Origin of the sequence: Variovorax saccharolyticus (assembly GCF_030316765.1) — a bacterium.
In the GTDB taxonomy this organism is placed as follows: domain Bacteria; phylum Pseudomonadota; class Gammaproteobacteria; order Burkholderiales; family Burkholderiaceae_C; genus Variovorax; species Variovorax saccharolyticus.
This window is the reverse complement of the sequence record NZ_JASZYT010000005.1, coordinates 384,406-407,755: the sequence shown is the minus strand read 5'-3', so window position 1 is coordinate 407,755 and position 23,350 is coordinate 384,406. Positions and strand designations below refer to the sequence as shown.

At 68.7% G+C, this 23,350-nt stretch carries 23 protein-coding genes; 15 read left to right on the top strand and 8 right to left on the bottom strand.

The genetic code is table 11. From position 1 onward, the window contains the following. Positions 1-13: 13 nt before the first annotated feature. From QTI45_RS18100 to QTI45_RS18085, 4 genes are all read right to left on the bottom strand, one after another. On the bottom strand, positions 14-1,294 hold the full coding sequence (locus tag QTI45_RS18100; protein ID WP_286373509.1) for a TRAP transporter large permease: 1,281 nt from the start codon (positions 1,292-1,294) through the stop codon (positions 14-16). Continuing rightward, positions 1,291-1,857, bottom strand: a complete 567-nt coding sequence (locus tag QTI45_RS18095; RefSeq protein WP_286373508.1) for a TRAP transporter small permease — start codon at positions 1,855-1,857, stop codon at positions 1,291-1,293. Before QTI45_RS18095 ends, QTI45_RS18100 begins: the two co-directional genes overlap by 4 nt. Before the next feature lie 171 nt (positions 1,858-2,028). Further along, positions 2,029-2,472, bottom strand: coding sequence for a type II 3-dehydroquinate dehydratase (locus QTI45_RS18090; RefSeq protein WP_286655426.1), 444 nt, complete (start codon positions 2,470-2,472; stop codon positions 2,029-2,031). Next, positions 2,469-3,485: a TRAP transporter substrate-binding protein gene (locus QTI45_RS18085; protein WP_286373506.1), complete on the bottom strand. Its 1,017-nt coding sequence runs from the start codon at positions 3,483-3,485 to the stop codon at positions 2,469-2,471. The genes QTI45_RS18090 and QTI45_RS18085 overlap by 4 nt, the downstream gene beginning before the upstream one ends. A gap of 110 nt (positions 3,486-3,595) precedes the next feature. Here QTI45_RS18085 and QTI45_RS18080 point away from each other — a divergent pair, with 110 nt between their 5' ends. From QTI45_RS18080 to QTI45_RS18050, 7 genes are all read left to right on the top strand, one after another. Next, the gene (locus QTI45_RS18080) at positions 3,596-4,378 is read left to right on the top strand and encodes an IclR family transcriptional regulator (RefSeq protein ID WP_286655425.1); all 783 of its coding nucleotides are present in this window, start codon (positions 3,596-3,598) and stop codon (positions 4,376-4,378) included. 74 nt (positions 4,379-4,452) lie between these two features. Continuing rightward, entirely contained in the window at positions 4,453-6,921 is a 2,469-nt protein-coding gene (locus tag QTI45_RS18075; protein ID WP_286655424.1) for a PAS domain-containing protein, read from the top strand. 213 nt (positions 6,922-7,134) lie between these two features. Then, on the top strand, positions 7,135-9,015 hold the full coding sequence (locus QTI45_RS18070) for a sensor histidine kinase (protein ID WP_286655423.1): 1,881 nt from the start codon (positions 7,135-7,137) through the stop codon (positions 9,013-9,015). Then, positions 9,012-9,698, top strand: coding sequence for a response regulator transcription factor (locus QTI45_RS18065; RefSeq protein ID WP_286655422.1), 687 nt, complete (start codon positions 9,012-9,014; stop codon positions 9,696-9,698). The genes QTI45_RS18070 and QTI45_RS18065 overlap by 4 nt, the downstream gene beginning before the upstream one ends. 61 nt (positions 9,699-9,759) lie before the next feature. Next, the gene (locus QTI45_RS18060) at positions 9,760-10,602 is read left to right on the top strand and encodes a DUF2092 domain-containing protein (RefSeq protein ID WP_286655421.1); all 843 of its coding nucleotides are present in this window, start codon (positions 9,760-9,762) and stop codon (positions 10,600-10,602) included. A 21-nt stretch (positions 10,603-10,623) separates the two neighbouring features. After that, complete coding sequence (locus QTI45_RS18055; protein ID WP_286655420.1) at positions 10,624-11,208, top strand: hypothetical protein; 585 nt, start codon at positions 10,624-10,626, stop codon at positions 11,206-11,208. A 21-nt stretch (positions 11,209-11,229) separates the two neighbouring features. Beyond that, the gene (locus QTI45_RS18050) at positions 11,230-11,616 is read left to right on the top strand and encodes a response regulator transcription factor (RefSeq protein WP_286655419.1); all 387 of its coding nucleotides are present in this window, start codon (positions 11,230-11,232) and stop codon (positions 11,614-11,616) included. Between the two features lie 41 nt (positions 11,617-11,657). Here QTI45_RS18050 and QTI45_RS18045 read toward each other — a convergent pair whose 3' ends face one another. From QTI45_RS18045 to QTI45_RS18035, 3 genes are all read right to left on the bottom strand, one after another. Beyond that, the gene (locus QTI45_RS18045; protein WP_286655418.1) at positions 11,658-12,212 is read right to left on the bottom strand and encodes a hypothetical protein; all 555 of its coding nucleotides are present in this window, start codon (positions 12,210-12,212) and stop codon (positions 11,658-11,660) included. Positions 12,213-12,255: 43 nt separating this feature from the next. Continuing rightward, positions 12,256-13,797, bottom strand: a complete 1,542-nt coding sequence (locus tag QTI45_RS18040; RefSeq protein ID WP_286655417.1) for an arylsulfatase — start codon at positions 13,795-13,797, stop codon at positions 12,256-12,258. Between the two features lie 118 nt (positions 13,798-13,915). Continuing rightward, complete coding sequence (locus tag QTI45_RS18035; protein WP_286655416.1) at positions 13,916-14,227, bottom strand: hypothetical protein; 312 nt, start codon at positions 14,225-14,227, stop codon at positions 13,916-13,918. 156 nt (positions 14,228-14,383) lie between these two features. On the opposite strand from QTI45_RS18035, the gene QTI45_RS18030 reads away from it, so the two are divergent. The 8 genes from QTI45_RS18030 (at position 14,384) to QTI45_RS17995 (ending at position 23,019) form a co-directional block, all read left to right on the top strand. Beyond that, positions 14,384-14,779, top strand: coding sequence for a hypothetical protein (locus tag QTI45_RS18030; protein ID WP_286655415.1), 396 nt, complete (start codon positions 14,384-14,386; stop codon positions 14,777-14,779). Positions 14,780-14,827: 48 nt separating this feature from the next. Beyond that, positions 14,828-15,841: a methyltransferase gene (locus tag QTI45_RS18025; protein ID WP_286655414.1), complete on the top strand. Its 1,014-nt coding sequence runs from the start codon at positions 14,828-14,830 to the stop codon at positions 15,839-15,841. Between the two features lie 87 nt (positions 15,842-15,928). Next, a complete protein-coding gene (locus tag QTI45_RS18020) occupies positions 15,929-16,693 on the top strand; it encodes an SDR family NAD(P)-dependent oxidoreductase (protein WP_286655413.1) in 765 nt (254 codons plus the stop codon). Continuing rightward, complete coding sequence (locus QTI45_RS18015; protein ID WP_286655412.1) at positions 16,690-17,586, top strand: SMP-30/gluconolactonase/LRE family protein; 897 nt, start codon at positions 16,690-16,692, stop codon at positions 17,584-17,586. The genes QTI45_RS18020 and QTI45_RS18015 overlap by 4 nt, the downstream gene beginning before the upstream one ends. Continuing rightward, the gene (locus tag QTI45_RS18010; RefSeq protein WP_286655411.1) at positions 17,583-18,512 is read left to right on the top strand and encodes a dihydrodipicolinate synthase family protein; all 930 of its coding nucleotides are present in this window, start codon (positions 17,583-17,585) and stop codon (positions 18,510-18,512) included. The genes QTI45_RS18015 and QTI45_RS18010 overlap by 4 nt, the downstream gene beginning before the upstream one ends. Positions 18,513-18,721: 209 nt before the next feature. Beyond that, positions 18,722-19,450, top strand: coding sequence for an EAL domain-containing protein (locus tag QTI45_RS18005; protein ID WP_286655410.1), 729 nt, complete (start codon positions 18,722-18,724; stop codon positions 19,448-19,450). 8 nt (positions 19,451-19,458) lie between these two features. Then, positions 19,459-22,092, top strand: a complete 2,634-nt coding sequence (locus QTI45_RS18000; protein WP_286655409.1) for a diguanylate cyclase domain-containing protein — start codon at positions 19,459-19,461, stop codon at positions 22,090-22,092. A gap of 81 nt (positions 22,093-22,173) precedes the next feature. Continuing rightward, a complete protein-coding gene (locus QTI45_RS17995) occupies positions 22,174-23,019 on the top strand; it encodes a hypothetical protein (RefSeq protein WP_286655408.1) in 846 nt (281 codons plus the stop codon). A gap of 12 nt (positions 23,020-23,031) precedes the next feature. On the opposite strand, the gene QTI45_RS17990 is transcribed toward QTI45_RS17995, so the two are convergent. Then, entirely contained in the window at positions 23,032-23,349 is a 318-nt protein-coding gene (locus QTI45_RS17990; protein ID WP_286655407.1) for a hypothetical protein, read from the bottom strand. Position 23,350: the final 1 nt, after the last annotated feature.

The window sequence follows — 23,350 nt, the reverse complement described above, 5'->3', positions numbered from 1 at the left end:
GGTGGGCAACATTTCAGCCGCCGAAGAAGCGGGCGGGCCAGATGACGAGCCACGGGAACAGCACCATCAGGAACATGACCACGAACTCGGCGATCATGAACGGCACCACGCCGCGGGTCACGTCGTCCATCTTCATCTTGCCCACGCCAGCCACCACGTTGAGCACCGTGCCCACCGGCGGCGTCACCAGCCCGATCGAGTTGTTGATGATGAACAGCACGCCGAAGTACACCGGGTCGATCCCCGCCGCCTTCACGATCGGCATCAGCACCGGCGTCAGGATCAGGATCGTCGGCGTCATGTCCATCGCGGTGCCGACGATCATCACCAGGATCATGATCGCGATCATCAGCAGGATCTGGTTGCCCATGAAGGGCTGCAGCAGGCTGACCACCTTCGACGGCAGGTCGGCCACCGTGATCAGCCAGGCGCTGACCATCGCGGCGGCGATCAGGAACATCACGATCGCGCTGGTCTTGGCGGCGCCGACGAAGACGCGATAGAGATCGCCCCAGGTCAGCTCGCGGTAGATCACGGTCGAGACGAACAGCGCGTAGACCGCAGCCACCACCGCCGCCTCGGTCGGCGTGAAGACCCCCATGCGCAGGCCCACCAGGATGATGAACGGCAGCATCAGCGCCCACAGGGCCTTGCGGAAGGCGGTGAAGATCTCGGCACCGGACTGGCGCGGCGGCGGCACGATCTTCTCCTTGCGCACCAGCCAGGCCCAGGTGAGCCAGAGGGCGGCACCGATCAGCAGCCCCGGCACGATCGCCGCGAGGAACAGCTTGGAGATCGACACATTGGCCGCGACACCGAAGATCACCAGCCCGATGCTGGGCGGGATCACGGGCCCGATCACGCCGGTGGCCGCGATCAGGCCGCCGGCGCGCGCCTTGTCGTGGCCGGCCTTGACCATCATCGGCAGCAGCAGTGCCGTCAGCGCCGCCGCGTCGGCCACCGCCGAGCCCGAGAGCGCCGACAGCAGGCAGCCCGCCAGGATCGTGACGTAGCCCAGGCCGCCCTTGATGTGGCCCACCAGCGCGAGCGCGAAATCGACGATGCGCTTGGACAGGCCGCCGACGTTCATGATCTCGCCGGCCAGCATGAAGAAGGGCACGGCCAGCAGCGGGAAGCTGTCGGCGCCGCCGATCACGTTCTGGGCCAGGATCTGGGCATCGAACAGGTCGAGGTGCCACATCAGCGCGACACCGCTGGCCAGCAGCGAGAACGCGATGGGAATGCCCATCGCCATGGCCAGCAGGAGCGAGCCGACGAAGACGATGATCGTCATTTGCGGCTCCCTTGCCCGTCGGCTGCGGCGGTGCCAAGGATTTCCTTCAGCTGCACCGCTTCCTCGGACTCCTGCACCATGACCAGGTCCTCATCGGCGATCTGCCCGCTCAGCAGGCGCCACAGGTCGAGCGCCAGGATGAACGCGGCGAGCACCGAGAACACGACGCCGACGCCATAGACCACCGCCATCGACGCGCCGGTGACGGGCGCCGTGACATCCCAGTTGATCCGGGTCTGGGCCAGGCTGCCCTGGAACAGCAGCCAGACGATGTAGAGCATCACGGCGTGGCTCGCCGCGAGGCAGAACTTCTTGCCCGCGGGCGGCAGCTTCTGCACCACCATGTCGACGCCCAGGTGGCCGTGCTCCTTGAGCGCGACCACCGCGCCCAGGAAGGTCACCCAGATGAAGAGCCAGCGCGAGACCTCCTCCGACACCGTGATGCCCGAGTTGAAGCCGTAGCGCAGGACCACGTTGCCGAACACCAGCACCACCATCACCGCGAGGAAGAAGGCGATGAGCGCCTCGATGCCGGTGCAGCATCGGTCAATCCATCTGTTCATGTTGTTGATCTCATTGGTGAACCGTCATCGACTGTTGCAGTTTGTGGGCATGGCCTCTCCGGGGGCCTCTATTCGAAGCGGAGTCGCCGATATGCGCATCAGGGTGCTAACCCTGAAACTGATCGATGATCGCCCTTTCGCGTTCGATCATCGAACGCGAAAGGCACAAGCTCAGGGGTTGGCTTCCTGCTGCATTTCAACGAGGGCGCGCAGCGCCGCGAGGTAGGACTGGGGTCCGAGGCCCTGGATGGTCCCCTTGACCGCCGGCGAAATGATCGAGTGGGCCCGCCATGCCTCGCGCGCCGCGATGTTCGACATGTGGACCTCCAGCACCGGAAAAGGCATGGCCTTGATCGCGTCGTGCAGCGGCACGCCGTGCTGCGTCAGGCCGGCCGGATTGACCAGCGCGCCCTGCGCCTCGTCGATGTTGTGGTGCAGGAAATTGATCAGCTCGCCCTCGATGTTCGACTGGACGATGTCCAACGTCACGCCGAGCTCGCCGGCCAGTTTCTCGAGCCGGGCGTTGATCTCGGCCAGGGTGGTCTTGCCGTAGATGTGGGGTTCGCGGCGCCCGAACAGGTTTAGGTTCGGGCCGTGCAGGACGAGGATCTTCATGGTGCGGACTTGCGGATGCGGGCGAGTTCGTCGTTGTAGAGCTTGACGATCGCCGGGTCGTAGCTGGCGGCGAACTTGTCGACCACCGGCTTGGCGATCTGGCGCATGCGGGCCTGCTCGGCCGGCGCCACCTCGTTGAACTGCATGCCCTTGGCCTGCAGGTCGCCCACCGACTTCTGGGCCGCGGCGCGGCTCACCTGGCGCTGGTAGCCGCGGGCTTCATTGGCGGCCTCGCGCATCCATTTCTGCTCGGTCGGGCTCAGCGAATCGAAGAACTTCTTGCTCACCAGCACGATGTTGGCGGCATAGACGTGGTTGGTCGCACTCAGGTACTTCTGCACCTCGAAGAACTTGTTCGACAGGATCACCGAGAACGGATTCTCCTGGCCGTCCACCGCCTTGGCTTCCAGCGCGCCGTACAGCTCCGCGAAGGGCATCGGCACCGGGTTGGCCTTGAAGGCCTTGAAGGTCTCGAGGAACACCGGGTTGGGGATCACGCGGATCTTCAGGCCGTCGAGGTCCTCCGGCTTGGCGATCGGCCGCCGGCTGTTGGTGACATTGCGAAAGCCCAGGTCCCAGTAGCCCAGCGCGACCAGGCCCTTCTCGGGCAGCTTGTCGATCAGCGCCTGGCCCAGCGGGCCATCGAGCAGCGCATCGGCCTGCGCGAAGTTGGCGACCGCGAACGGGAAGTCGACCAGGCCGAACTCCTTCACGATGCCGGCCAGCGAGGTGGTGGCCGGTGCCGACATCTGCTGCACGCCGCCCTGCAGGGCCGACTGCTGCTGCATCTCGTTGCCGAGCTGCGAGGCCGGGAACTCCTGCACCTTCATCTTGCCGCCGCTCTTGGCGGCCAGCAGCTCGGCGAAGCGCTTGACGCCGAAGCTCACCGGGTGGTCGGCATTGTTCAGGTGGCCGAAGCGGATGACGCGCTCCTGCGCCTCCTGGGCCAGGGCCGGCATGGCCAGGGCGAGCGAAAGGCCGGCGCCGGCCAGCGAACGAAGAATGAATCTCAAGGCGGTTCTCCAGTGGGTGATGTGCGATGGGGCGCGATCATAGGCAAAACTGGAAATGTTTTCCACAAGGGAAAACACTTGGCGGAATCCGGAGTAAAGTCGCGACTGTCATGAGCGCAATACTGGAACGCAGCTTCAAGCTGATGGAGCACCTCGCGGCCCATCCCGAAGGCCGGCCCTTGTCCGCCCTGGCCAGCGACCTGCAGATGCCGCTGAGCGCGACGCATCGCCTGCTCTCCGAGCTGATCCGCTGCGGCTACGTGCGCCAGGACCAGAGCCACGGCGACTACATGCTGACCATCAAGCTGGTGTCCCTGGGCCTGTGCTTCCTGAGCAACAGCGGGATCGTCGACGTCGCCCAGCCGCTGCTCGACCGGCTGGCGGCCGAATCGGGCGAGCTGGTGCGGCTCGCGGTGGTCGATGGCGATGCGCTGACCTTCGTCGCCAAGGCGCAGGGCGCCACGCGCGGGCTGCGCTACGACCCCGACATGGGCCTGTCGGTGAATCTGTCCTGCAGTTCGGCCGGCCATGCCTGGCTGTCGACCATGAGCGACGAGCAGGCGCTCGAGCTGGTGGCGCGCCAGGGCTTCGGCAAGCCCGAGGACTTCGGCCCCCGCGCACCGACCACGGTGAAGGCGCTGCTGGCCTACCTGCGCGCGGCGCGCAAGCGCGGCTTCAGCATGATCAACGAGGTGTTCGCGCCGGCCATGACCGCGATGGCGGCACCGGTGCGCAGCGGCAACGGCGCGGTGATCGGCGTCATCACGATCGCCGGCCCGCTGGTGCGCCTGACCGAGGAGCGCATGCTGGCCCTGGGGCCGACGCTGCTGCTCGCCGCCGAGGACGTGGCCCACGCCAGCGGCGCCTCGGCGCTGTTCAAGCGCCGGGCCTGAAGGCCGGGCACATCGGCTAGCATCCGGACGCGCCCGCTGCCACGATGGCCGGGCCGGTGCAAGGAAGACCATCGATGCGCAGCGGCGAAGAAGACATGGCCTTGCCGTTCCTCGCGGGTGGCGGCCGACTCGGCGTGTTGATCGCGCAGTTCGACTGGGGCCGGACCTCCCTCGGCCCGATCGCCGGCTGGCCGCCCCACATGAAGAACGCCACGGCGCTGATGCTGCGATCCAAGGTCGCGATCGTGATGCTCTGGGGCGAGGCCGGCGTGATGGTCTACAACGACGCCTACGCGGTCTTCGCGGGCAGCCGGCATCCCGCCCTGCTGGGCTCGAACGTGCGCGAAGGCTGGGACGAGGTTTCCGACTTCAACGACAACGTGATGACGGTCGGGCTGGCGGGCGGCACCCTCAACTACCAGGACCAGGAACTCACGCTGCACCGCAACGGCCGCGCCGAGCAGGTCTGGATGAATCTGGACTACTCGCCGCTGCTCGACGAGGCGGGTCGACCCGCGGGCGTGATAGCGGTGGTCGTCGAAACCACCGCCAAGGTGATGGCCGAGCGGCGCCTGAGCAGCGAGCGCGAGCGCCTCGCCCAGCTCTTCGAGCAGGCGCCGAGCTTCATGGCCATGCTGCGCGGCCCCGAGCATCGGATCGAACTCGCGAATCCCGGCTACATGCGGCTGATCGGCCACCGCCCGGTGCTCGGCCGCACCCTTGCCGAGGCGCTGCCCGATGTCGCCGCGCAAGGCTACCTGGCGCTGCTCGACCGGGTCTATGCCAGCGGCGAAGCGCATGCCGCGACGAGTTCCAAGTACGCGGTCGCGACCGAGCCCGGCGGCCCGGTCGGCGAGCGCTTTCTGGACTTCGTGCTGCAGCCGATCCGCGACGCCGAGGGCAGCGTCGCCGGCATCTTCGTGCAGGGCGTCGATGTCACCGACCGGACCGAATCGGTGCATGCGCTGCGGCGCACCGAGGAACAGCTACTCGCTCTCAACGCCGACCTGGAGCGCCAGGTGATCGAGCGCTCGCGCGAGCGCGGCCTGTTCTGGGAGCTGACCTCCGACCTGCTCGGCGTGCTCAACGGCGACGGCGTGTTCGAGACCTCCAACCCCGCCTGGCAGGCAGTGCTCGGCTGGTCGCAGCAAGAGGTCGGCAGCACCCCGATCTTCGATCTGCTGCACCCGGACGACCGCCAGGCCACGCGCCTGGGTTTCGAGCAGCTGGTCGCCGGCACGCCGGTGCTGAACTTCGTCAACCGCTACCGCTGCAAGGACGGCAGCTACCGCTGGCTGTCATGGATCGGCGTGCCCGAAGAAGGCAAGTACTACTGCAGCGGCCGCGACATCACCGCCGAGAAGGAGACGCAGCTGGAACTCGCCTTGGCGCAGGAGGCCCTGCGCCAGTCGCAGAAGATGGAGGCGGTCGGGCAGCTCACGGGCGGCATCGCGCACGACTTCAACAACCTGCTCGGCGGCATCAGCGCCAGCCTGCAGGTGCTGGAGGCGCGTCTGGCCAAGGGCAAGCTCGACGGCGTCGAACGCTACATCGGCATGGGCCAGGACTCGGTGCGCCGGGCCGCCGCCCTCACGCAGCGGCTGCTGGCGTTCTCGCGGCGACAGACGCTGGACCCGAAGCCCACCGATCTCAATCGCCTGGTCGGCGGCATGGAGGATCTGATCCGGCGCACGGTCGGCCCGGCGATCACGCTCGAGGTCGTCGGTGCCGGCGGTCTCTGGCCCACCCGGGTCGATGCGTCACAGCTCGAGAACTCCCTGCTGAACCTGTGCATCAATGCCCGTGACGCCATGCCGGACGGTGGCCGGCTGACCATCGCGACCGCCAACGAATGGCTCGACGAGCGGGCGGCGGCGGAGCGCGAGCTGGCGCCCGGCCAGTACGTCTCGCTGTGCGTGACCGACAGCGGCGTCGGCATGTCGTCCGAGGTCATGGCGCGGGCCTTCGATCCGTTCTTCACCACCAAGCCGCTGGGACAGGGCACCGGCCTCGGGCTGTCGATGGTCTACGGCTTCGTGCGGCAATCGGGGGGCCAGGTCCGCATCCGCTCGAAGCCCGGACACGGGACGACGATGGGACTCTATCTTCCGAGGCACGCGGGAGACACCGGCGCCGAGGAAGCGGTCGCGCTGCGGGAGGCGATGGAGCGAGGCGACGGCGAGACCGTGCTGGTGATCGAGGACGAAGCGACGATCCGGCTGCTCATCACCGAAGTGCTGCAGGAAGCCGGCTACCAGGTCATCGGCGCCGAGGACGGGCGTGCGGGCCTCCGTGTCTTCGAGACGACCCGACGAATCGACCTGCTGCTGACCGACGTCGGCTTGCCGGGCGGGATGAACGGGCGCCAGGTCGCCGATGCAGCCCGGGTCGTGCGGCCCGGACTGAAAGTGCTGTTCATTACCGGCTATGCCGAGAACGCGGCCGTGGGCGACGGGCACCTCGAACCGGGGATGGAGATCATGACCAAACCCTTCGAGGTCGCTGCGCTGGCGAATCGGGTGCGGGCGATGATCGGGCACTAGCGAACAGCGCACCCGGCGGGCCGCAGTCTCGCCACGGGCCTCGGCATCGGGGCCGGCCCTTCGAAATAGGCCGGATAGTCGAGTCGGCGGAAGCGCCGATGCAGAAAAACTGGTTACCGTGCCGCTGTCGAGAAAACAAAAAACGATGCGATGCGATTCACCCGCGCAGCCGAATGCACTGGAGGATTTCACCCGAGCGGAGCCCGCGTGCCGATGACGACATCGGGCGCCCGCCGGGCCCGGTCCGTGATCGTCGCGCTGTGCCTTCTCATGGCCGGTGGTTACGCGATCGCAGGCCATGGCAGCTTCGTGCTGGTGCTGTATTCCAATGGCCGCCTGGTGCCCGGCAACATCGATGTCGAGGCCGGGCTGCGCAGTGCGATCGACAGCAGCGCGAAGCGCCCGGTGCAGATATTCAGCGAGTTCCTCGATCGCCCGGAGTTCGTCGGCGAGGCTTACGAGAACACCATGACGACCTACCTGCACGACAAGTACGCCGACCACCCGCCGGCCGTGGTGGTCGCGGTCGCGAGGGATTCGCTGGACTTCGTGCTGCGCCACCGGGAGGCGCTGTTCCCGGGCGTCCCGGTGGTGCATTCGGCGGTGTTCGCGAGTTTCCCGACGCCGCTGCGCCCGATGCCCGCCGATGTGGTCGGCGTCCCGGTCGACTACGACATCGGCGGCACGATCGAACAGGCCCTGCGCTGGCATCCGAAGACCGAGCGCATCTACTTCGTGACCGGCAGCACGCCGCGCGACCGCCAGTGGGACGCGCTCTTGCGCGACAAGGCTGCGCGCCTGGGCGGGCACCTGCAACCCGAGTTCCTTGCCGGTCTGCCGATCGACGACCTGACGGCGCGCCTGCGCGAACTCGCCGCCGGCTCGCTGGTGTTCACCCCCGGCTTCTACCAGAGCGGCGACGCGCAGTGGTTCTCGCCGCGCGACTCGGTCGAGTTGATCGCCCAGGCTTCGGCCGTGCCGGTCTACGGAACCTTCAGCACCTTCGTCGGCACGGGCGCGGTCGGCGGCCGCGTGCCCCGCTTCGAGGCCATGGGCCGGCAGGCGGGCGAGATCGTCAACAGCCTGCTGGGCGGCGCCGCAGCCGCGTCGCTCGAGTTGCCCGAGCGCATGCCGAACACCTTGAACGTCGACCTGCGGCAGACACGCCGCTGGGGCATCTCCGATGCCGACATCCCGAGCGATGCGGTGGTCGAATTCAAGCAACCCACCTTCTGGGAAGCCTATCGCACGGCGGCCCTGATCGGCGCCACGGTGATTCTTCTGCAAGCCGGGTTGATCGCCGCCTTGATGCTCGAGCACCGCCGTCGGCGCAAGGCCGAGGTGGCGCTGGTGCAGCGGGGCAGCGAACTCGCGCACGCATCGCGCCTTGCGATCGCGGGCGAACTGACCGCGTCGATCGCCCATGAGATCAACCAGCCGCTGGCCGCGATCCTCGCCAACACCGAGGCCGCCGAGCTGATGCTGAAGTCGGGCCATCGGAGCGCCGACGAGATCGGCAGCATCCTGGCCGACATCCGGCGCGACGACTTGCGCGCCAGCGACGTCATCGCCCGGCTGCGCGCGCTGCTGGCCAAGCACACGATCGCCCGCCAGCCCCTGGAACTCAACGAGGCGATTGCCCAGGGATGCGCCTTGATCGAGGGGGAGGCGCGCCGGCGTTCGATCGAACTGGTGATGCGGCCGAGCACGAATCCCGTGCAGGTCGTCGGTGACCGCATCCAGATCCAGCAAGTGCTCATCAACCTGGTGCTCAACGCCATGGATGCGGTGGACAACCTGCCCGAGCCGCGGCGAACCATCGTGGTGGCCATTGCCGAGCGCGCCGACAGCGTCTCGGTCACGGTGAGCGACCGCGGCCATGGCATCGCGCCGGACGATCTGCCCAAGCTCTTCGATTCCTTCTTCAGCACCAAGCGCCGCGGCATGGGTCTGGGCCTGTCGATCACGCGTTCGATCGTCGAGGCCCATGGCGGACGAATCGGGGCCGCGAGCACGCCGGGCGAATCGACCGTCTTCCACGTCGAACTGCCGATCCGGGTCGAAGCCCACGCCGGGCATCAGGAGCGCCGATGAGACCGACACCTGTCATTCACGTGGTCGACGACGACGAGCAACTGCGCATCGCACTGCTGCGCCTGCTGAACGCGGCAGGATTCGAGGCCCGCGGCTACGCGGCGACCGGCGAGTTCCTGCTGCATCCCCTGCCCGACCATGCAGGCTGCCTGCTGCTCGACGTCAACCTTCCCGGTCCCTCGGGGCTGGAGCTGCAGGAGGTCCTGCGCCAGCACGGCTGCCTGCTGCCGGTCGTGTTCCTCACCGGCCGCGACGACGTGCCGTCGAGCGTGCGGGCGATGAAGGCCGGCGCGGTCGATTTCCTGCAGAAGCCGGTGCAAGCCGACACCCTCATCGCCGCGCTCCAGCGCGCGCTCGCGCAGGATGAATCGCAGCGCGCCGCGCGCGAGGCGCGGCAACGGCTGGCCGCGCTGTTCGCCACCTTGACGCCCCGCGAGCAGGAGGTGTTCGACCGCATCGTCGCCGGCAGGCTCAACAAGCAGATCGCGGACGAACTGCACACCAGCGAGCGGACGGTCAAGACGCAGCGCTCGCAGCTGATGTCGAAGCTGGGGGTCGAGTCCGCGGCCGAGCTGGGCCGCCTGGCCGAGCAGCGCCAGGCATCCGGGCTGGGCGTCGCTTCCCTTTCGGGCAACGAACTTGCCCCTGCACCCGATTCCGCGCCCGCCATGCGAACCAGATGATGGTCGGCCGGGGTGCCAGACGGGCTGACCATAGGCCGTCGCCCTGCGCCAGGAGGTGTCCATGGACCGGTCCCGATTCACTGCCGCGCTGATCTTCGCGGCTGCCGGCTGGCTGGCGGCAGATGCCGCCGCCCAGATGGCCACGCCGCCCAGGCCGGCTCGCGCTGCGGCCACTCCGCAGGCCCGGGCGCCCCAGCTCGAGGCCAAGGCCATCGACCTGCTGCGCGCGATGAGTGCCAGCCTGACGGGCGCGAAGTCGTTGGCCTTCACGGCCGTCGCGACCTACGAGAGCCCGAGCAGCGTGGGTCCCCCGCTGGCCTATGCCACGAGCTCCGAGGTGCTGCTGCAGCGCCCCGACAGGCTGCGCGTCGTCACGCTGGGCGATGGTCCGCCCGCGGAGTACTACTACGACGGCAAGACCCTCACGGCCTTCGCCCCGGCCGAGAACCTGGTGGCCGTGACACCCGCCCCGCCCACCATCGATGCCATGCTGAAGCAGGCCTTCGACAACGCGGCGATCTATTTCCCCTTTGCCGACATCGTCGGCAGCGACCCCTTCAAGACGCTCGGCGAGGGGCTCACCAAGGCCTTCTACATCGGCCAGTCGAAGGTCGTCGGCGGCATCACCACCGAGATGGTCGCGATCGCCAGCGACCAGATGTTCATGCAGATCTGGATCGGCGCCGACGACAAGCTGCCACGCAAGATGCGCGCGGTGTTCCGCGGCGATCCGCTGCGGCTGCGCCACCAGGTCGAGCTGTCGAACTGGAAGCTCGATCCGGTGATCGCGGCCGAGGCCTTCGCGGCGATGAACGCGGCCAACGCGAAGAAGATCGCCTTCGCGGCGCCGAAGCCGGTGCCCCCCGCGAAGAAGGCCACCAAGGCTTCGGCCAATGCGAAATAGGCAGCAGGAGGAGCACCAACGATGACCACCCTCAAGACATCTCTGCCTCTGCTGGCCGCCCTGCTCGTCGCGGCCGGGTTCCACGCGCCGGCGGCTGCGTGGGCCAGCGCCAACCGCTTCGGCGGCCACTCCGAAGGTGGCTGGGGCGGCGCCGAGCACACCAACCGCTACGGTGGAACCACCACCCACAGCTGGGACGGTGCCACCAGCCACACCAACGTGTACGGCGGTACGACCACCGGCGTGGCGGGCTACGGCGCGGTGCACACCACCGCCGGGGGCTTCAGCACCTACCGGCCGCCGGCCTACGGCGCGGCGGGCTACGCGCCCTACCACGCGCCGGTGGCGGTGCCCTACTACCACGCGGGCTGCTACGACTGCGCGGGTGCGGTGGCCGCCGGTGCCGTGGTGGGCGTGGCCGCCGGTGCGGCGGTTGCCAGCGCCAACCGGGCGGTTTATCCGCTGGGCGTCAGCTATGCCCGGGTGCCCGAAGGCGCGGTCATGGTCAACCGCTACGGCGTCGACTACTACCAGGTCGGGGACAGCTGGTTCCGGCCTTTCTACGGCGCCAACGGCGTCTACTACACGGTCGTCGGCGCGCCGTAGGCGCGCAGCGCCGGCTTGGCGATGACACCGATCCCGACCGGCGCGGTACTGGTCGTGGACGACGACGACAGCATGCGCCAGGCGATCCGGCGGCTGCTCAACGCCGCCGGATTGAAGACGCAGACCTTTGCGTCGGCCGAAGCCCTGCTCGACGGCGGCCCGGTCGCCGGTGCCGCCTGCGTGGTGAGCGACTTCAAGCTGCCGGGCCTGTCCGGTCTGGAGCTGCTGACCGAACTGCGTCGTCAAGGCCACTGGCCGCCGGTGATCGTGGTGACGGCCCATGACACGCCGGAGCTGCGCGCCGAGGCGATGAGACGCGGCGCATCGGCCTATCTGTCGAAACCGTTCCACGGCAAGGACCTGCTGGAGGCGATCGACGCTGCAGTCGATCACGGGGCCGTGCCCTGAGGCAGCCAGGCGCGTCATCGATGCGCCCGCCGCGGCAGGTCTCAGGCACGCGGCTCGCCGGGCTTCTTGTCGTCGAAGGCATGGCGGTCCGAGAGGAACATCCGGACCAGCCTCTTCTCGCCGAGGGCCTCGGCCAGCACCTGGAAGGCGAAATACGGAATCAGCACCAGCAACAGCAGGAGTATGTCGGCCAGGGTTTCAGTGAGCCGGTGGCCGGTCATGCGGGCCAGCGACTCGGTGAACGACCGGTCTTCGATCCAGCCCTTGACCAGCTCTTCGAGCCCCGTCAGGACGACCAGCAGCACCAGGAATGCGAACGCCTTGTGCAAGGTGGGCCAGATCAGCGGGTCGGTCGCCTTGTGCTCGCCGACCTTCAGCGCCTTGCCGAGCATCACGAACTTCGCCAGCAGCGCCGCCTTGACGATGGCCACGCCCCAATAGGCGGCGTGGATGCCATGGTCGTGGAGCACCGCGGCCTTCATCACGTTCACGGCCGCGATGGTGACGAAGAGGTAGCCGGTCAGGACGCCGATCTCCTTGGCCTCGTCGAGCAGGCGCCGGCGCCACGGCGGCTTGGCGGCTGGGGCGGGTTTCATCCCGTTATTGAACCACGCTTGCGGCGCGGCAAGCGAGGCTGTTTCATCCCCCGCTGCCCCGGCTTCCTTCCTGCAGCATCTGCAGGGCCTTCTCCACGCTCAAGGAGCCCGACACCTGGCTCGGCGGGTACTCCCTGAAGGTGGCCAGGAAGCGGCCCACGATGCCGACCGCGGGAATCATCGTCCAGAGCTTTTCGCCCCACCAGCGGCCATACAGCAGGCTTTCGCTCTGGTAACGCTCCCACGGGTCCTGCCGCAGGTTGGTCACCAGCGGCACGTTGGTCGAATCGGGCTTGCCGTTGAAGAGGTTGCCCTCGATGGTCTTGAAGCTGACCTTCCAGGCGTTGTAGCGCACCGCCATCAGGTCGGCGTTGTCGCTGAAGTAGAAGAACTCGTGGCGCGGCCCGGGCGCCTGGCCCTTGAAGTACGGCATGAAGTCGTAGCCGTCGAGGTGGTTCCTGAAGGTCTTCTCGCCCGCCTTGTAGCCGGTCAGCAGCTTCTCCTTGACCTTCGGTTCGCCGGCCGCGGCGACCAGCGTCGGCAGCCAGTCTTCGGCCGCCATGATCTCGTTGACGATGGTTCCGGGCTGGATCACGCCGGGCCATTTCGCCAGCATCGGCACGCGGAACCCGCCCTCGAAGACGGTGCCCTTCTCGCCGCGGAACGGGTGGTTGCCGCCGTCCGGCCAGCTGAAGATCTCGGCGCCGTTGTCGCTGGTGAACAGCACGATCGTCTCGTCGGCGATGCCCTCGTCGTCGAGCTTCTGAAGGATCTCGCCGACCACCCAGTCGAGTTCCATCATCGCGTCCGCGTAGAGGCCGAAGCCGCTCTTGTCCTTCCATTTCTCCGACAGGTGCGTCCAGACATGGCAGCGCGTCGAGTTGTGCCAGAGGAAGAAGGGCTTGCCGGCCTTCACGGAGCGGTCGATGAAGTCGACCGAGCGCCGCACCAGTTCGGCGTCGACGTCCTCCATGCTGAACTTCGCCGCCGGATCCATGCCCGGGTGCGGCGGCAGCGGGCCGCAGTCGTTGATCTTCTGCTTGCCGACCCGGCCCCAGCGCGGCTCCTCGGTCGGGTCGTCGACATCGGTGGCGAAGGATTCGATGACGTTGCGCGGACCGAACTGCTCGTGGAAGCCCGGCACCTTCGGATACTCGCCGTCGTAGGGCTCCTCCATGGCGTTGAGGTGGTACAGGATGCCGTAGAACTCGTCGAAGCCATGGACCGTGGGCAAGTACTCGTTGCGGTCGCCCAGGTGGTTCTTGCCGATCTGCGCCGTGGCATAGCCCAGGGGCTTGAGCAGTTCGGCGATGGTCGGATCCTTGTCCTGCAGCCCCTGCTTGGCGGCCGGCATGCCGACCTTCAACAGGCCGGTGCGAAACGGCGTCTGGCCCAGAATGAAGGCGGCGCGCCCCGCCGTGCAGGACTGCTGTCCGTAGTAGTCGGTGAACAGCGCGCCCTCCTTGGCCAGACGGTCGATGTTCGGCGTGCTGCCGCCCATCATGCCGCGGTGGTAGGCGCTGAGGTTCCAGATGCCGACGTCGTCGGCCATGATCATGATGATGTTGGGGGCCTTGTCAGCCATGCGTCTCTCCGGTGGGGTTCGATTCTTCGCCTCACCATCCTGACAGCAGCGGCCAAGGCTGCGAATAGGGCCCGCGGGCAGAGCCCTTGCCCTTTCGGGCAGCCCGCGCCCGGTGGGTTCAGCGCGCGCGGATCACGTCCGAGACGACGCCGTTCTCGTTCACTGTGCAGTTGATCTGCGGCTGGCCCGCACCGATGCTCAGGGTGACCACGTAGACGCCCTCCTGCATGGTCTGCGAATCGTAGAGCGGCTTCACGCTGTCCTTGGGCACCTTGTGCTCGCGCGCGACCGCGTCGACGCAGCTGGTGCGCGACACCTGGGGCGACATGAAGCCGGCGAACACCGGAGGCGGCTGGTAGTTGGCGCAACCGCCGACGATGGCGCAGAACGCCAGGGTCGCTGCTGCCGAGGAACGGCTGGGAATGGGCATGCTGGCTCCTTGGGACGATGGGGGGTCTGCCACATGGTCGCGAAGCTTATCGCGCGCGTGAATCATGGTGAAGGGCAGTTTCGTTGCCCGAAGGGGCAAGCCGCCGCCGCCCGATAGAATTCGCCCGGCTTCATCCTTCAACCCGAAGATTCGAATATGAGTGTGTTCCAAGGACCCAGGTTGCTCGCGTTGGCGCTGGCCATGCTGGCCACGGTACCGGCGGGAGCGAGGCCGCTGACCCTCTTCAACGCCATGCGTGATACCCCCATCACGCGGTTCAGCACGGCCGATGTCGACCTGATGACCCAGACGGTTCACCGCACCCTCGACAGCGGCGCGGACGGTGTCGCCGTCACCTGGGAGAACCCTCGCGGCACCAGCGGCGGCAGCGTCACGCCGGGCAAGGACCCCGAGGACCGCAAGCACTGCAGGCTGGCCCGGATCGAGAACCGCCACCGGGCCCTGCAGAACTCCGGCAGCTACATCTTCTGCCGCAGCAAGGGCCAGCCGAAGGGGGCTTGGCAGGTGATCGGACTCGCTCCCACCAACTGACCCAGCGGGTCCACAATGCCTCCCTGACGCACGCTACAGGGGGCCCCGATGGCGCACACGGATCCGGATGCGGCGACCGCGCTTCGCCGCATGGTCGAGGGTTATCAGGTCTCTCAGGCCATTCACGTTGCGGCAACCCTGGGAATCGCCGACCTGCTCGCCGACGCTTCCCTCACGAGCGACGAACTGGCCGCGGCCACCCGCACGCATCCGCCCACGCTGTACCGCCTGCTGCGCGCGCTGGCCGCTGCGGCGATCCTGCATGAGCAAGAGGGCCGGCGTTTCGAACTCGCGCCGCTGGGCCGGGCCTTGCGTTCGGACGGGCCGGATTCGATCGCCGGCTGGGCGGCTTTCGTCGGTCGCCCCTACTACTGGGAGGCCTGGGCCGGATTGCTGCACAGCGTGCAGACCGGCGAGAACGCCTTCCAGCATGTCCACGGCACGGATGTCTGGACCTACCGGTCGACGCATCCCGAGGAAGGCGCGATCTTCGACCGCGCGATGACCTCCCTCTCGCGCCGCTCCACGGCGGCGCTGCTCGCCGCCTGCGACTTCGGCCGCTTCGAGACCGTCATCGATGTCGGCGGGGGCAACGGAGCCCTCATCGCGGCGGTCCTCGCCGCCCACCCCGCGGTCCGGGGCGTGCTGTTCGACCAGCCGCATGTCGTGTCGGCCGCCGCCCCCCTGCTCGCGCGCGCCGGCGTCGCCGACCGCTGCCGCACGGTCGGCGGCAGCTTCTTCGATTCGGTCCCGGAAGGCGGCGACGCCTACCTGCTTCGCGCCGTCATCCACGATTGGGACGACGAACACGCCGTCCGCATCCTCGCGCGGGTCGGGAGCGCACTCAGGGAAGGCGGCAGGATGCTGCTCGTCGAGCGTGTCATTGCGCCACCCGACGAAGGACGCGACGCCAAGTTTTCCGACCTGAACATGCTCGTCGGGCCCGGCGGCCGGGAACGGACCGAGGCGGAATTCACCCGCCTCCTCGAAGCGTCGGGGCTGCGGCTCGAGCGCGTTCTCGATGCCGGCAGCTTCTGCATCGTCGAGGCCGCCGCTGCCTGATCGGACTCAGGCGATTGGGATGCTGGCTGTCTCGAGGGGTGTCCGTTGGGACTACATAATTCATTCCGCCCACTCTGCAGGCCCACCATGACCGCCTTTGCCCACTACCCCAGCCTGGCCGACCGCAGCGTCCTCGTCACCGGCGGTGCCACCGGCATCGGTGCCACGCTGGTCGAGCAATTCGCGGCGCAGGGCGCCCGCGTCGGCTTCCTCGACATCGACGAAGCCGCCGGCAACGCGCTCGCCCGAGACTTGGCGCGCGCCCGTCATGCGCCGCATTTCGTCGCCGCCGACCTCACGGACGTCGTGGCGCTCGAAGCGGCGATCGAGAACGTGCGCCAGCGCCATGGCCCGATCGGCGTGCTGCTCAACAATGCGGCCAACGACCGCCGCCACCGCATCGAGGACACCACGCCGGAGGCCTGGGACGCCGGCATCGCCGTCAACCTCAAGCACCAGTTCTTCGCCGCGCGCAACGTGGCGGCCGACATGCAGAAGGCGGGCGGCGGCTCGATCGTCAACTTCGGCTCGATCAGCTGGAAGCTCAAGCAGGGCGGCATGCCGGTCTACACCACGGCCAAGGCCGCGGTGCAGGGCCTCACGCGCAGCCTGGCGCGCGATCTCGGGGCCTTCAACATCCGGGTCAACACGCTGGTGCCGGGCTGGGTCATGACCGAGAAGCAGCTGCGTCTGTGGGTCGACGATGCGGCACGGGCCGACATCGCGCGCGGCCAGTGCATCAACCAGCCGCTCATGGCCGAGCACATCGCGCGCATGGCGCTGTTCCTCGCGGCCGACGACAGCGCCATGTGCACCGCGCAGGACTTCGTGGTCGATGGAGGCTGGACGTGAAGCCGAGGCTGCTGGTCGATGCCCGGGCCCGGCTCGGCGAATGCCCGCTGTGGTGCGAACGCGCCGGCGCCCTGTACTGGACCGACATCGAGAGCGCCACCCTGCACTGCTGGCAGGCGGCGGATGGCCGCCTGCGCCGATGGACGCTGCCCGAGCGCCTCGGCAGCTTCGCGCTGTGCGCGGACGACTCGCAACTGCTGCTCGGCCTGGCCTCGGGCATCGCGCTGTTCGACCTGGCGCGCGAGACCCTGTCGCCGATCGTGCCGGTCGATGCCGAGCAGCCGGGCACCCGCATCAACGACGGCCGCTGCGACCGCCAGGGCCGCTTCGTGTTCGGCATGTTCAATCCGGCCGAGGCGCCGATCGGCCACTTCTATCGCGTGCATCCGGACCTGCGCGTGGAGCGTCTGCCGCTGCCGCCGGTGGCCGTGGGCAACAGCATCGCCTTCAGCCCCGACGGCACCACGATGTACTTCACCGATTCGCCGACGCGAACGATCCAGCGTGTCGACTACGGCGCCGATGGCCGCATCGGCACGCCCCGCAGCTTCGTGCAGCTGCCCGCGAGCGACGGCTTCGCCGACGGCTCGACCGTCGATGCCGAGGGCGGCCTGTGGAACGCCCAGTGGCGCGGCGCCCGCGTGGTGCGCTACGACGCGGCGGGTGTCGAGTCGGCGCGCTTCGAAGTCCCCGCCTCGCAGCTCACCTGCCCGGCCTTCGGCGGCGCGGCCCTCGACCAGCTGTACCTGACATCGGCGCGCGCCGGCCTCGACCCCGCGGCACTCGAGAAGGAACCCGGGGCCGGCGGCGTCTTCGTGCTGCAGCCGGGCTGGCGCGGCCTGCCCGAGCCGCGCTTCGCCCACGCCCGTTCAACCCGGAGACAAGAGCCATGACGCCAACCAAGCCACCCCGCTACCAGGGCCTGTTCCCGGTCGTCCCCACGCCCTTCACCGAAGCGGGGGAACTCGATCTCGCGAGCCAGAAGCGCTGTGTCGACTTCATGATCGACGCCGGCTCCGACGGCCTGTGCATCCTGGCCAACTTCTCCGAGCAGTTCCTCTTGGCCGACGACGAGCGCGAGCTGCTCACGCGCACCATCCTCGAACACGTGGCCGGCCGGGTGCCGGTGATCGTCACCACCACCCACTTCAGCACCCGTGTCTGCGCCGAGCGCAGCCGCCGCGCGCAGGACCTGGGCGCCGCGATGCTGATGGTGATGCCGCCTTACCACGGCGCCACCTTCCGCGTGCCCGAGCCGCAGGTCTTCGAGTTCTATGCGCGGCTGTCCGATGCGGTGCGCATCCCGATCATGATCCAGGACGCGCCGGCCGCCGGCACGCCGCTGTCGCCGGCCTTCCTCGCGCGCATGGCGACGGAGATCGAGCAGGTGTCGTACTTCAAGATCGAGACCGCGGGCGCGGCGGCCAAGCTGCGCGAACTGATCCGCCTCGGCGGCGATGCCATCGAAGGCCCGTGGGACGGCGAGGAAGCCATCACGCTGCTGCCCGATCTGGAGGCCGGCGCCACCGGCGCGATGACCGGCGGCGGCTTTCCGGACGGCATCCGTCCGATCCTGGAGGCGCACCGCGCAGGCAGGCGCGACGAGGCCATCGCGGCCTATGAACGCTGGCTGCCGCTGATCAACATCGAGAACCGCCAGTGCGGGCCGCTGGCCGCCAAGTCGCTCATGAAGGAAGGCGGCGTGATCGCCTGCGAGGCGCCGCGCCATCCCTTCCCGGCGATCCACCCGGCCAGCCGCTCGCTGCTGATCGAGACCGCGCGCCGGCTCGATGCCCTGGTGCTGCGCTGGGGCCGCTGAAGGCAGCGCACCGGGGCTGCAGGTCGCGATGACCGCAGCCCTGGCTTTTCGTTGTCAAACCGAGACAGATCGGCGGCGGCTTCGAGCCCGATGCCGCCAGCGGACGCTCTGTGTGACATATGCCACAGGCCGCCGAAGCGCGGGCGATTAGATTGTCATGAGGGCCGGCAAGCGTTCCGGTGCCAGCCTCCGACTCTCCTCCCCCTTCCATGGCCCCAGCCCCGAGTTCCAGCCCCGACACCGCATTCACGATGGCCTTCCAGCCGATCGTGGACGCCGTCGAGCGCAGGATCTTCGGCTACGAGGCACTGGTGCGCGGACCGCAGGGACAGGGCGCGGCGCAAGTGCTCGCCAGCGTCGGCCCGGGCCAGCGCTTCGCCTTCCACGAGGCCTGCCGTGTCAGGGCGATCGAGATGGCAGCGGCGCTGGACATGGGCGTGAAGCTGAGCCTCAACGTCGCACCCAACGATGTCGCCGGCAAGGAGGAGTGCTTCAGAACCGCGATCGCCACCGCGATGCGGCACGGCTTTCCGGTCGACCAGCTGTTGTTCGAGATCACCGAGGGCGAGCGCGTGCCGAACCTCGGCGACCTCGCCGCCTCGTTCGGGGCCTTCAGGCATCTCGGCATCACCTCGGCCATCGACGACTTCGGCGCCGGCTACGCCGGCTTCGAGCTGCTGGCCGCCTTCCAGCCGGACCTGGTGAAGATCGACATGAACCTGGTGCGCTCGCTCGACTCGGACCGGGTGCGCCGGACCCTGGTCAGGGGCGTCGCCCGGACCTGCGGCGAACTGGGCGTGCGCGTGATCGCCGAAGGCGTGGAAACGCGCGGCGAGTACGCGGTGCTGCGGGACATGGGCGTCAGCCTTTTCCAGGGCTACCTGTTCGCGAGGCCCGCCATCGGCGTGCTGCCGCCGATCGCCTGGGACGCGCTGTGAAGTTCCGCATGCGCCTGAGCCTGCCCACCAAGTCGGCGCTGCTGACGACCTCGCTGGTGCTCGCGCTGCTCGGCGTCACGGCGGCGTGGCAGTACCGGCAGTTGTCGAGGGAGTACACGGCGCTGCTCGAGCAGCAGCTGAACGGCCTCGCACAAGTGGCGGCCGAAGACCTCGACTACAAGCTCGCCATGCACGTGGCGACGCTGTCGCGCGAGGCGCGCCGCGCGGTCGCGATACGCTTCACGCGCGGCGAGATCGACCCGCAGTTCCTGACGCAAAGCGGCCTGCGCCCGATGTTCGACGGCATCGCGCTGATCGCCACGGACGGCACCATACTGGCCAACGACCCGCCCGCGCCGACCCACCTGAGCATCGCGGACCGCGACTATTTCCGCCGCGCCCGGGACGGCCAGCCTTCGATCTCCGAGCCGCTCCACGCACGCACCAGCGGCGAGGCCGCGATCCTGCTGACGGTGCCGGTCAAGGACGCGAACGGCAGCGTGATCGGGGTGCTCGGCGGCGGCTTGAATCTGAACCGGCCGAACGTGCTCGGCAGCCTCGCTGCGCTGCGCCTTGGCGGCGAGGGCTACTACATGATCGACACCGGCGGCTCCAAGCCCGTGTACGTGTTTCACCCGGACCGCAGCAAGGTGCTCACGCCGGCGACGGCCGCAGGCGCCGGTCGGGATGCGAGCGAGCCGGAAGACCTCGCCAGCAGCGCGCGCATCGCCACCACCGGCTGGAGACTGCGCGTCGTGCTGCCGGCCGAAGCGGCCTACGCGCCGCTCGTCAAGGCCAGCCAGGCGCTGGTGCTGCAGATGCTGCTGCTCGCGGCCGTCTCCTGCGCGCTGGTATGGGCGGCAACGCTGTGGATCATGCGCCCGCTCGGCACCTTGCACCTGGCGATCCAGCGGCTGCGACAGGATCCCGATGCGACCGTCGCCTTCGATGTCAGGCCCAACGACGAGCGCGGCGATCTCGCGCGCGAGTTCGACGCCCTGATGACGGAGCTGCGCACCCAGCGCAGCGAGAAGGGCGTGTTGATCGACGCGTCGCCGATCGGCCTGTTCCGCTGCGACACCGCGGGACGCATGGTCCATGTCAACGACGCCTACCTCGCGATCCACGGCCTGGGCCGCGAGGAGGCGGCCGAGGGCTGGCTGGGGCTGACCAGACCCGAGAGCCGGGACCTGGCCTGGAGCCAATGGGTGGAGCTCGTGAACAGGAATGCACCCTTCCAGCTCAGGCGCTGGATCCGCCGGCGCGATGGCCACAAGGTGCTGATCTCGCTGCACATGCGACCCATGGTCTCGAACGGCCAGGTGATCGGCCAGGTCGGCACGCTGGCGGACATCACCGAGCGGACCCTGGCCGAGGAGGCCCTTCGGACGCTGACCGCGATCTTCGAGAAGACCACCGACTACGTGGTGCAGCTGGACAAGCACGGCAGCCTGACCTACATGAATCCGGCGGCCCGGCGGCGTACCGGCGTGGCCGAGAACGAGCCCCTGACCCGCCTCACGATGGAGAACTTCAATCCGCCTGCGGCGCTGCAGCGCCTGCGGGACGTGATCGTTCCGCAGGCGGTGGCGAACGGCATCTGGGTGGGCGAGTCGGAGATCCGCGGCACCGGCCCGGACGACGTGTTTCCGGTCAGCCACATGGTGATCGCGCATCGGGACAAGGCCGGAAAGATCGAGCGCTTCTCGGCCATCATGCGCGACATCTCCGAAGCGAGGGCGACCCAGCGCGCGCTCGTCGAAGGCGAGGCGCGGCTGCGCACGATGGCCGACGCGCTCCCCATGCGGCTGGCATTCGTCGATGCCGAGAAGCGCTACCGCTTCGTGAACCGGGCCTACGAAGGCACCTTCGGCATGACGCGCGACGAGATCGTGGGCCGCACGGTGAGCGAGTTCTTCGGCGATCGCTTCCCCAGCATCGGCGCCTACGTCGATCGCGCGCTGCGGGGCGAGCAGGTAACCATGCAGCGCGACGTGAACGGCCCCGAGGGCTATGCCTGCCTGGAGACCCTCTACATTCCGCAGCGCGGCATCGACGGCCGTACGATCACCGGCTTCCATGCGGTGACGACGGACGTGACGCGCCAGAAAGAGGAAGAAAGACGACTCCTGCAACTGGCGCACGAAGACCCGCTGACCGGCCTGACCAACCGTGCCGGCTTCGACCAGGCGCTCGAACAGGCGATGGCGACCGCAAGCGCCACCGGCCGGATGGCCGCCCTGCTCTTCCTCGACCTCGATCGCTTCAAGCAGGTCAACGACGAATTCGGCCACGGCACGGGCGATGCGCTGCTGCGCTCGGTGGCCAGGCGGCTGTTCGAGTGCGTGCGCAGCGGCGATATCGTCGCCCGCCTGGGCGGCGACGAGTTCACGGTCATCATCGAACGCGTTCCGGATGCGGATGCCGCCGCACGCGTGGCCGGCAAGATCGTCGAGGCGATGGCCAGGCCGTTCGTGATCGACGGCCAGCGCGTGGAGGTCAGCGCGAGCGTCGGCGTGGCGTTCTACGCGGGCGGCTCGACCACGCCCAAGCAGTTCATGGGCATGGCCGACGAGATGCTCTATCGGGCCAAGAGCGCGGGCAGAAACAACTTCCAGCTCTCGGCCGTCGACGCCATGTAAGAAATTCCGCTAGCTATGCGCGCCTGGAGCGCGTCGTCATAATTCCGCGCCCGACGGACGATGCCGAAGGAGTGCTGGCCGATGACATCCCAGGAAATCACCCAGATTTTTCGACGCGCCCTGATGGGCGTGGCGGTCCTGGCTTCGGTGTCGGGCTGCGCGCTGGTGGTGCGCGGGACCCAGCAGAACATCCAGGTGAACGCGGTCTCGACCGACGGCAAGGCCCTCGAGTCCGCGGACTGCCGGCCGAGCGGCGGCGCCGCGCCGGGGCCCGCGGCCCCGCAGATCAAGGTCAGGCGCTCGACCGACGACCTGCTGATCCACTGCGTCTCGAAGGGCCAGGTCGTGGCCTCCGCCACGGTCATCTCGCGCGCCGACATGGGGCTGGTGAGCCTGGTGGTGGGCGGCGTGATCAGCGCCACCATCGACCAGCTGTCGGGCGCCGCCTATGCCTATCCGGCGTGGATCACGCTGGTCGCCGGCGAGGAGCGGGTCTATGACCACAGGGACAGCGGCGACGGCCCGCTCGCCGGCACCTTCGCCCGGCGCCTCGGGCCTGCAGGCGCGGCCAGCGTGGTCGTGCTGCCCGCCAACGATCTCGCGAAGTACTACCGGGCCAACTTCAACGTGACCGCCAGCCAGCTGGTCCGGCCCGGGGCCCGGCGCACCGGCCGTGACACCTACGGGGCCGAGAAGCTGGCCGCCACCCTGCAGTGCAGCGCCACCCCGCGCGCCGTGCTGGTCGAGAAAGGCGCGGGCTTCGAGATCCATCAGGTCGCCTGCGCCACGGGCGACGACCTGGCGATCCGCTGCGAATTCGGCCTGTGCCGCGTCGAGCCGGCGCTGCCGAAGGCCGAGCCGACGCCCTTCCCCGGCTTCCCCGGCACGGCGCTCCGGACCGGCGCGCGGACGACCACAGCGGGATAGCCGCCTCGGGCCTCAGTCGCGGCGGCGGCCGCGCAGCAGCGACAGCGCGAGCGTGGTCAGCACGGCGCCCGCCGCGGCCGAGATCAGCGCCGCCTTCACGGGCTCCTCGGCGATGTACGTCACGCAGGCCTGCCTGGCTTGCTCGAACTGGCCCCTGGCATCGTGCAGCTTCCTGCCAGCGGCATTGACCGCGTCCTTGGCATAGGCGCGGCCGGTGGCCGCGGCGTCGCCGGCGATGTCCCTGGCGTCGCTGGCCAGGCCCCGGACCGTGTCCAGGCCATCGCGCCCGGCCTGCCGGGCTTCCTCCGCCAATTGGGCGGGTGTCTTCACG

Excerpts from the sequence above, each read along its gene's own strand:
- QTI45_RS18030 (WP_286655415.1), top strand. The coding sequence starts at position 14,384 with ATGAGTGTGTTCCAAGGACCCAGGTTGCTCGCGTTGGCGCTGGCCATG.
- QTI45_RS18080 (WP_286655425.1), top strand. The coding sequence starts at position 3,596 with ATGAGCGCAATACTGGAACGCAGCTTCAAGCTGATGGAGCACCTCGCG.
- QTI45_RS17995 (WP_286655408.1), top strand. The coding sequence starts at position 22,174 with ATGACATCCCAGGAAATCACCCAGATTTTTCGACGCGCCCTGATGGGC.
- QTI45_RS18005 (WP_286655410.1), top strand. The coding sequence starts at position 18,722 with ATGGCCCCAGCCCCGAGTTCCAGCCCCGACACCGCATTCACGATGGCC.
- QTI45_RS18075 (WP_286655424.1), top strand. The coding sequence starts at position 4,453 with ATGCGCAGCGGCGAAGAAGACATGGCCTTGCCGTTCCTCGCGGGTGGC.
- QTI45_RS18025 (WP_286655414.1), top strand. The coding sequence starts at position 14,828 with ATGGCGCACACGGATCCGGATGCGGCGACCGCGCTTCGCCGCATGGTC.
- QTI45_RS18055 (WP_286655420.1), top strand. The coding sequence starts at position 10,624 with ATGACCACCCTCAAGACATCTCTGCCTCTGCTGGCCGCCCTGCTCGTC.
- QTI45_RS18045 (WP_286655418.1), bottom strand. The coding sequence starts at position 12,212 with ATGAAACCCGCCCCAGCCGCCAAGCCGCCGTGGCGCCGGCGCCTGCTC.
- QTI45_RS18090 (WP_286655426.1), bottom strand. The coding sequence starts at position 2,472 with ATGAAGATCCTCGTCCTGCACGGCCCGAACCTAAACCTGTTCGGGCGC.
- QTI45_RS18065 (WP_286655422.1), top strand. The coding sequence starts at position 9,012 with ATGAGACCGACACCTGTCATTCACGTGGTCGACGACGACGAGCAACTG.
- QTI45_RS18040 (WP_286655417.1), bottom strand. The coding sequence starts at position 13,797 with ATGGCTGACAAGGCCCCCAACATCATCATGATCATGGCCGACGACGTC.
- QTI45_RS18070 (WP_286655423.1), top strand. The coding sequence starts at position 7,135 with ATGACGACATCGGGCGCCCGCCGGGCCCGGTCCGTGATCGTCGCGCTG.
- QTI45_RS18000 (WP_286655409.1), top strand. The coding sequence starts at position 19,459 with ATGCGCCTGAGCCTGCCCACCAAGTCGGCGCTGCTGACGACCTCGCTG.
- QTI45_RS18060 (WP_286655421.1), top strand. The coding sequence starts at position 9,760 with ATGGACCGGTCCCGATTCACTGCCGCGCTGATCTTCGCGGCTGCCGGC.
- QTI45_RS18050 (WP_286655419.1), top strand. The coding sequence starts at position 11,230 with ATGACACCGATCCCGACCGGCGCGGTACTGGTCGTGGACGACGACGAC.
- QTI45_RS18010 (WP_286655411.1), top strand. The coding sequence starts at position 17,583 with ATGACGCCAACCAAGCCACCCCGCTACCAGGGCCTGTTCCCGGTCGTC.
- QTI45_RS18020 (WP_286655413.1), top strand. The coding sequence starts at position 15,929 with ATGACCGCCTTTGCCCACTACCCCAGCCTGGCCGACCGCAGCGTCCTC.
- QTI45_RS18035 (WP_286655416.1), bottom strand. The coding sequence starts at position 14,227 with ATGCCCATTCCCAGCCGTTCCTCGGCAGCAGCGACCCTGGCGTTCTGC.
- QTI45_RS18100 (WP_286373509.1), bottom strand. The coding sequence starts at position 1,294 with ATGACGATCATCGTCTTCGTCGGCTCGCTCCTGCTGGCCATGGCGATG.
- QTI45_RS18095 (WP_286373508.1), bottom strand. The coding sequence starts at position 1,857 with ATGAACAGATGGATTGACCGATGCTGCACCGGCATCGAGGCGCTCATC.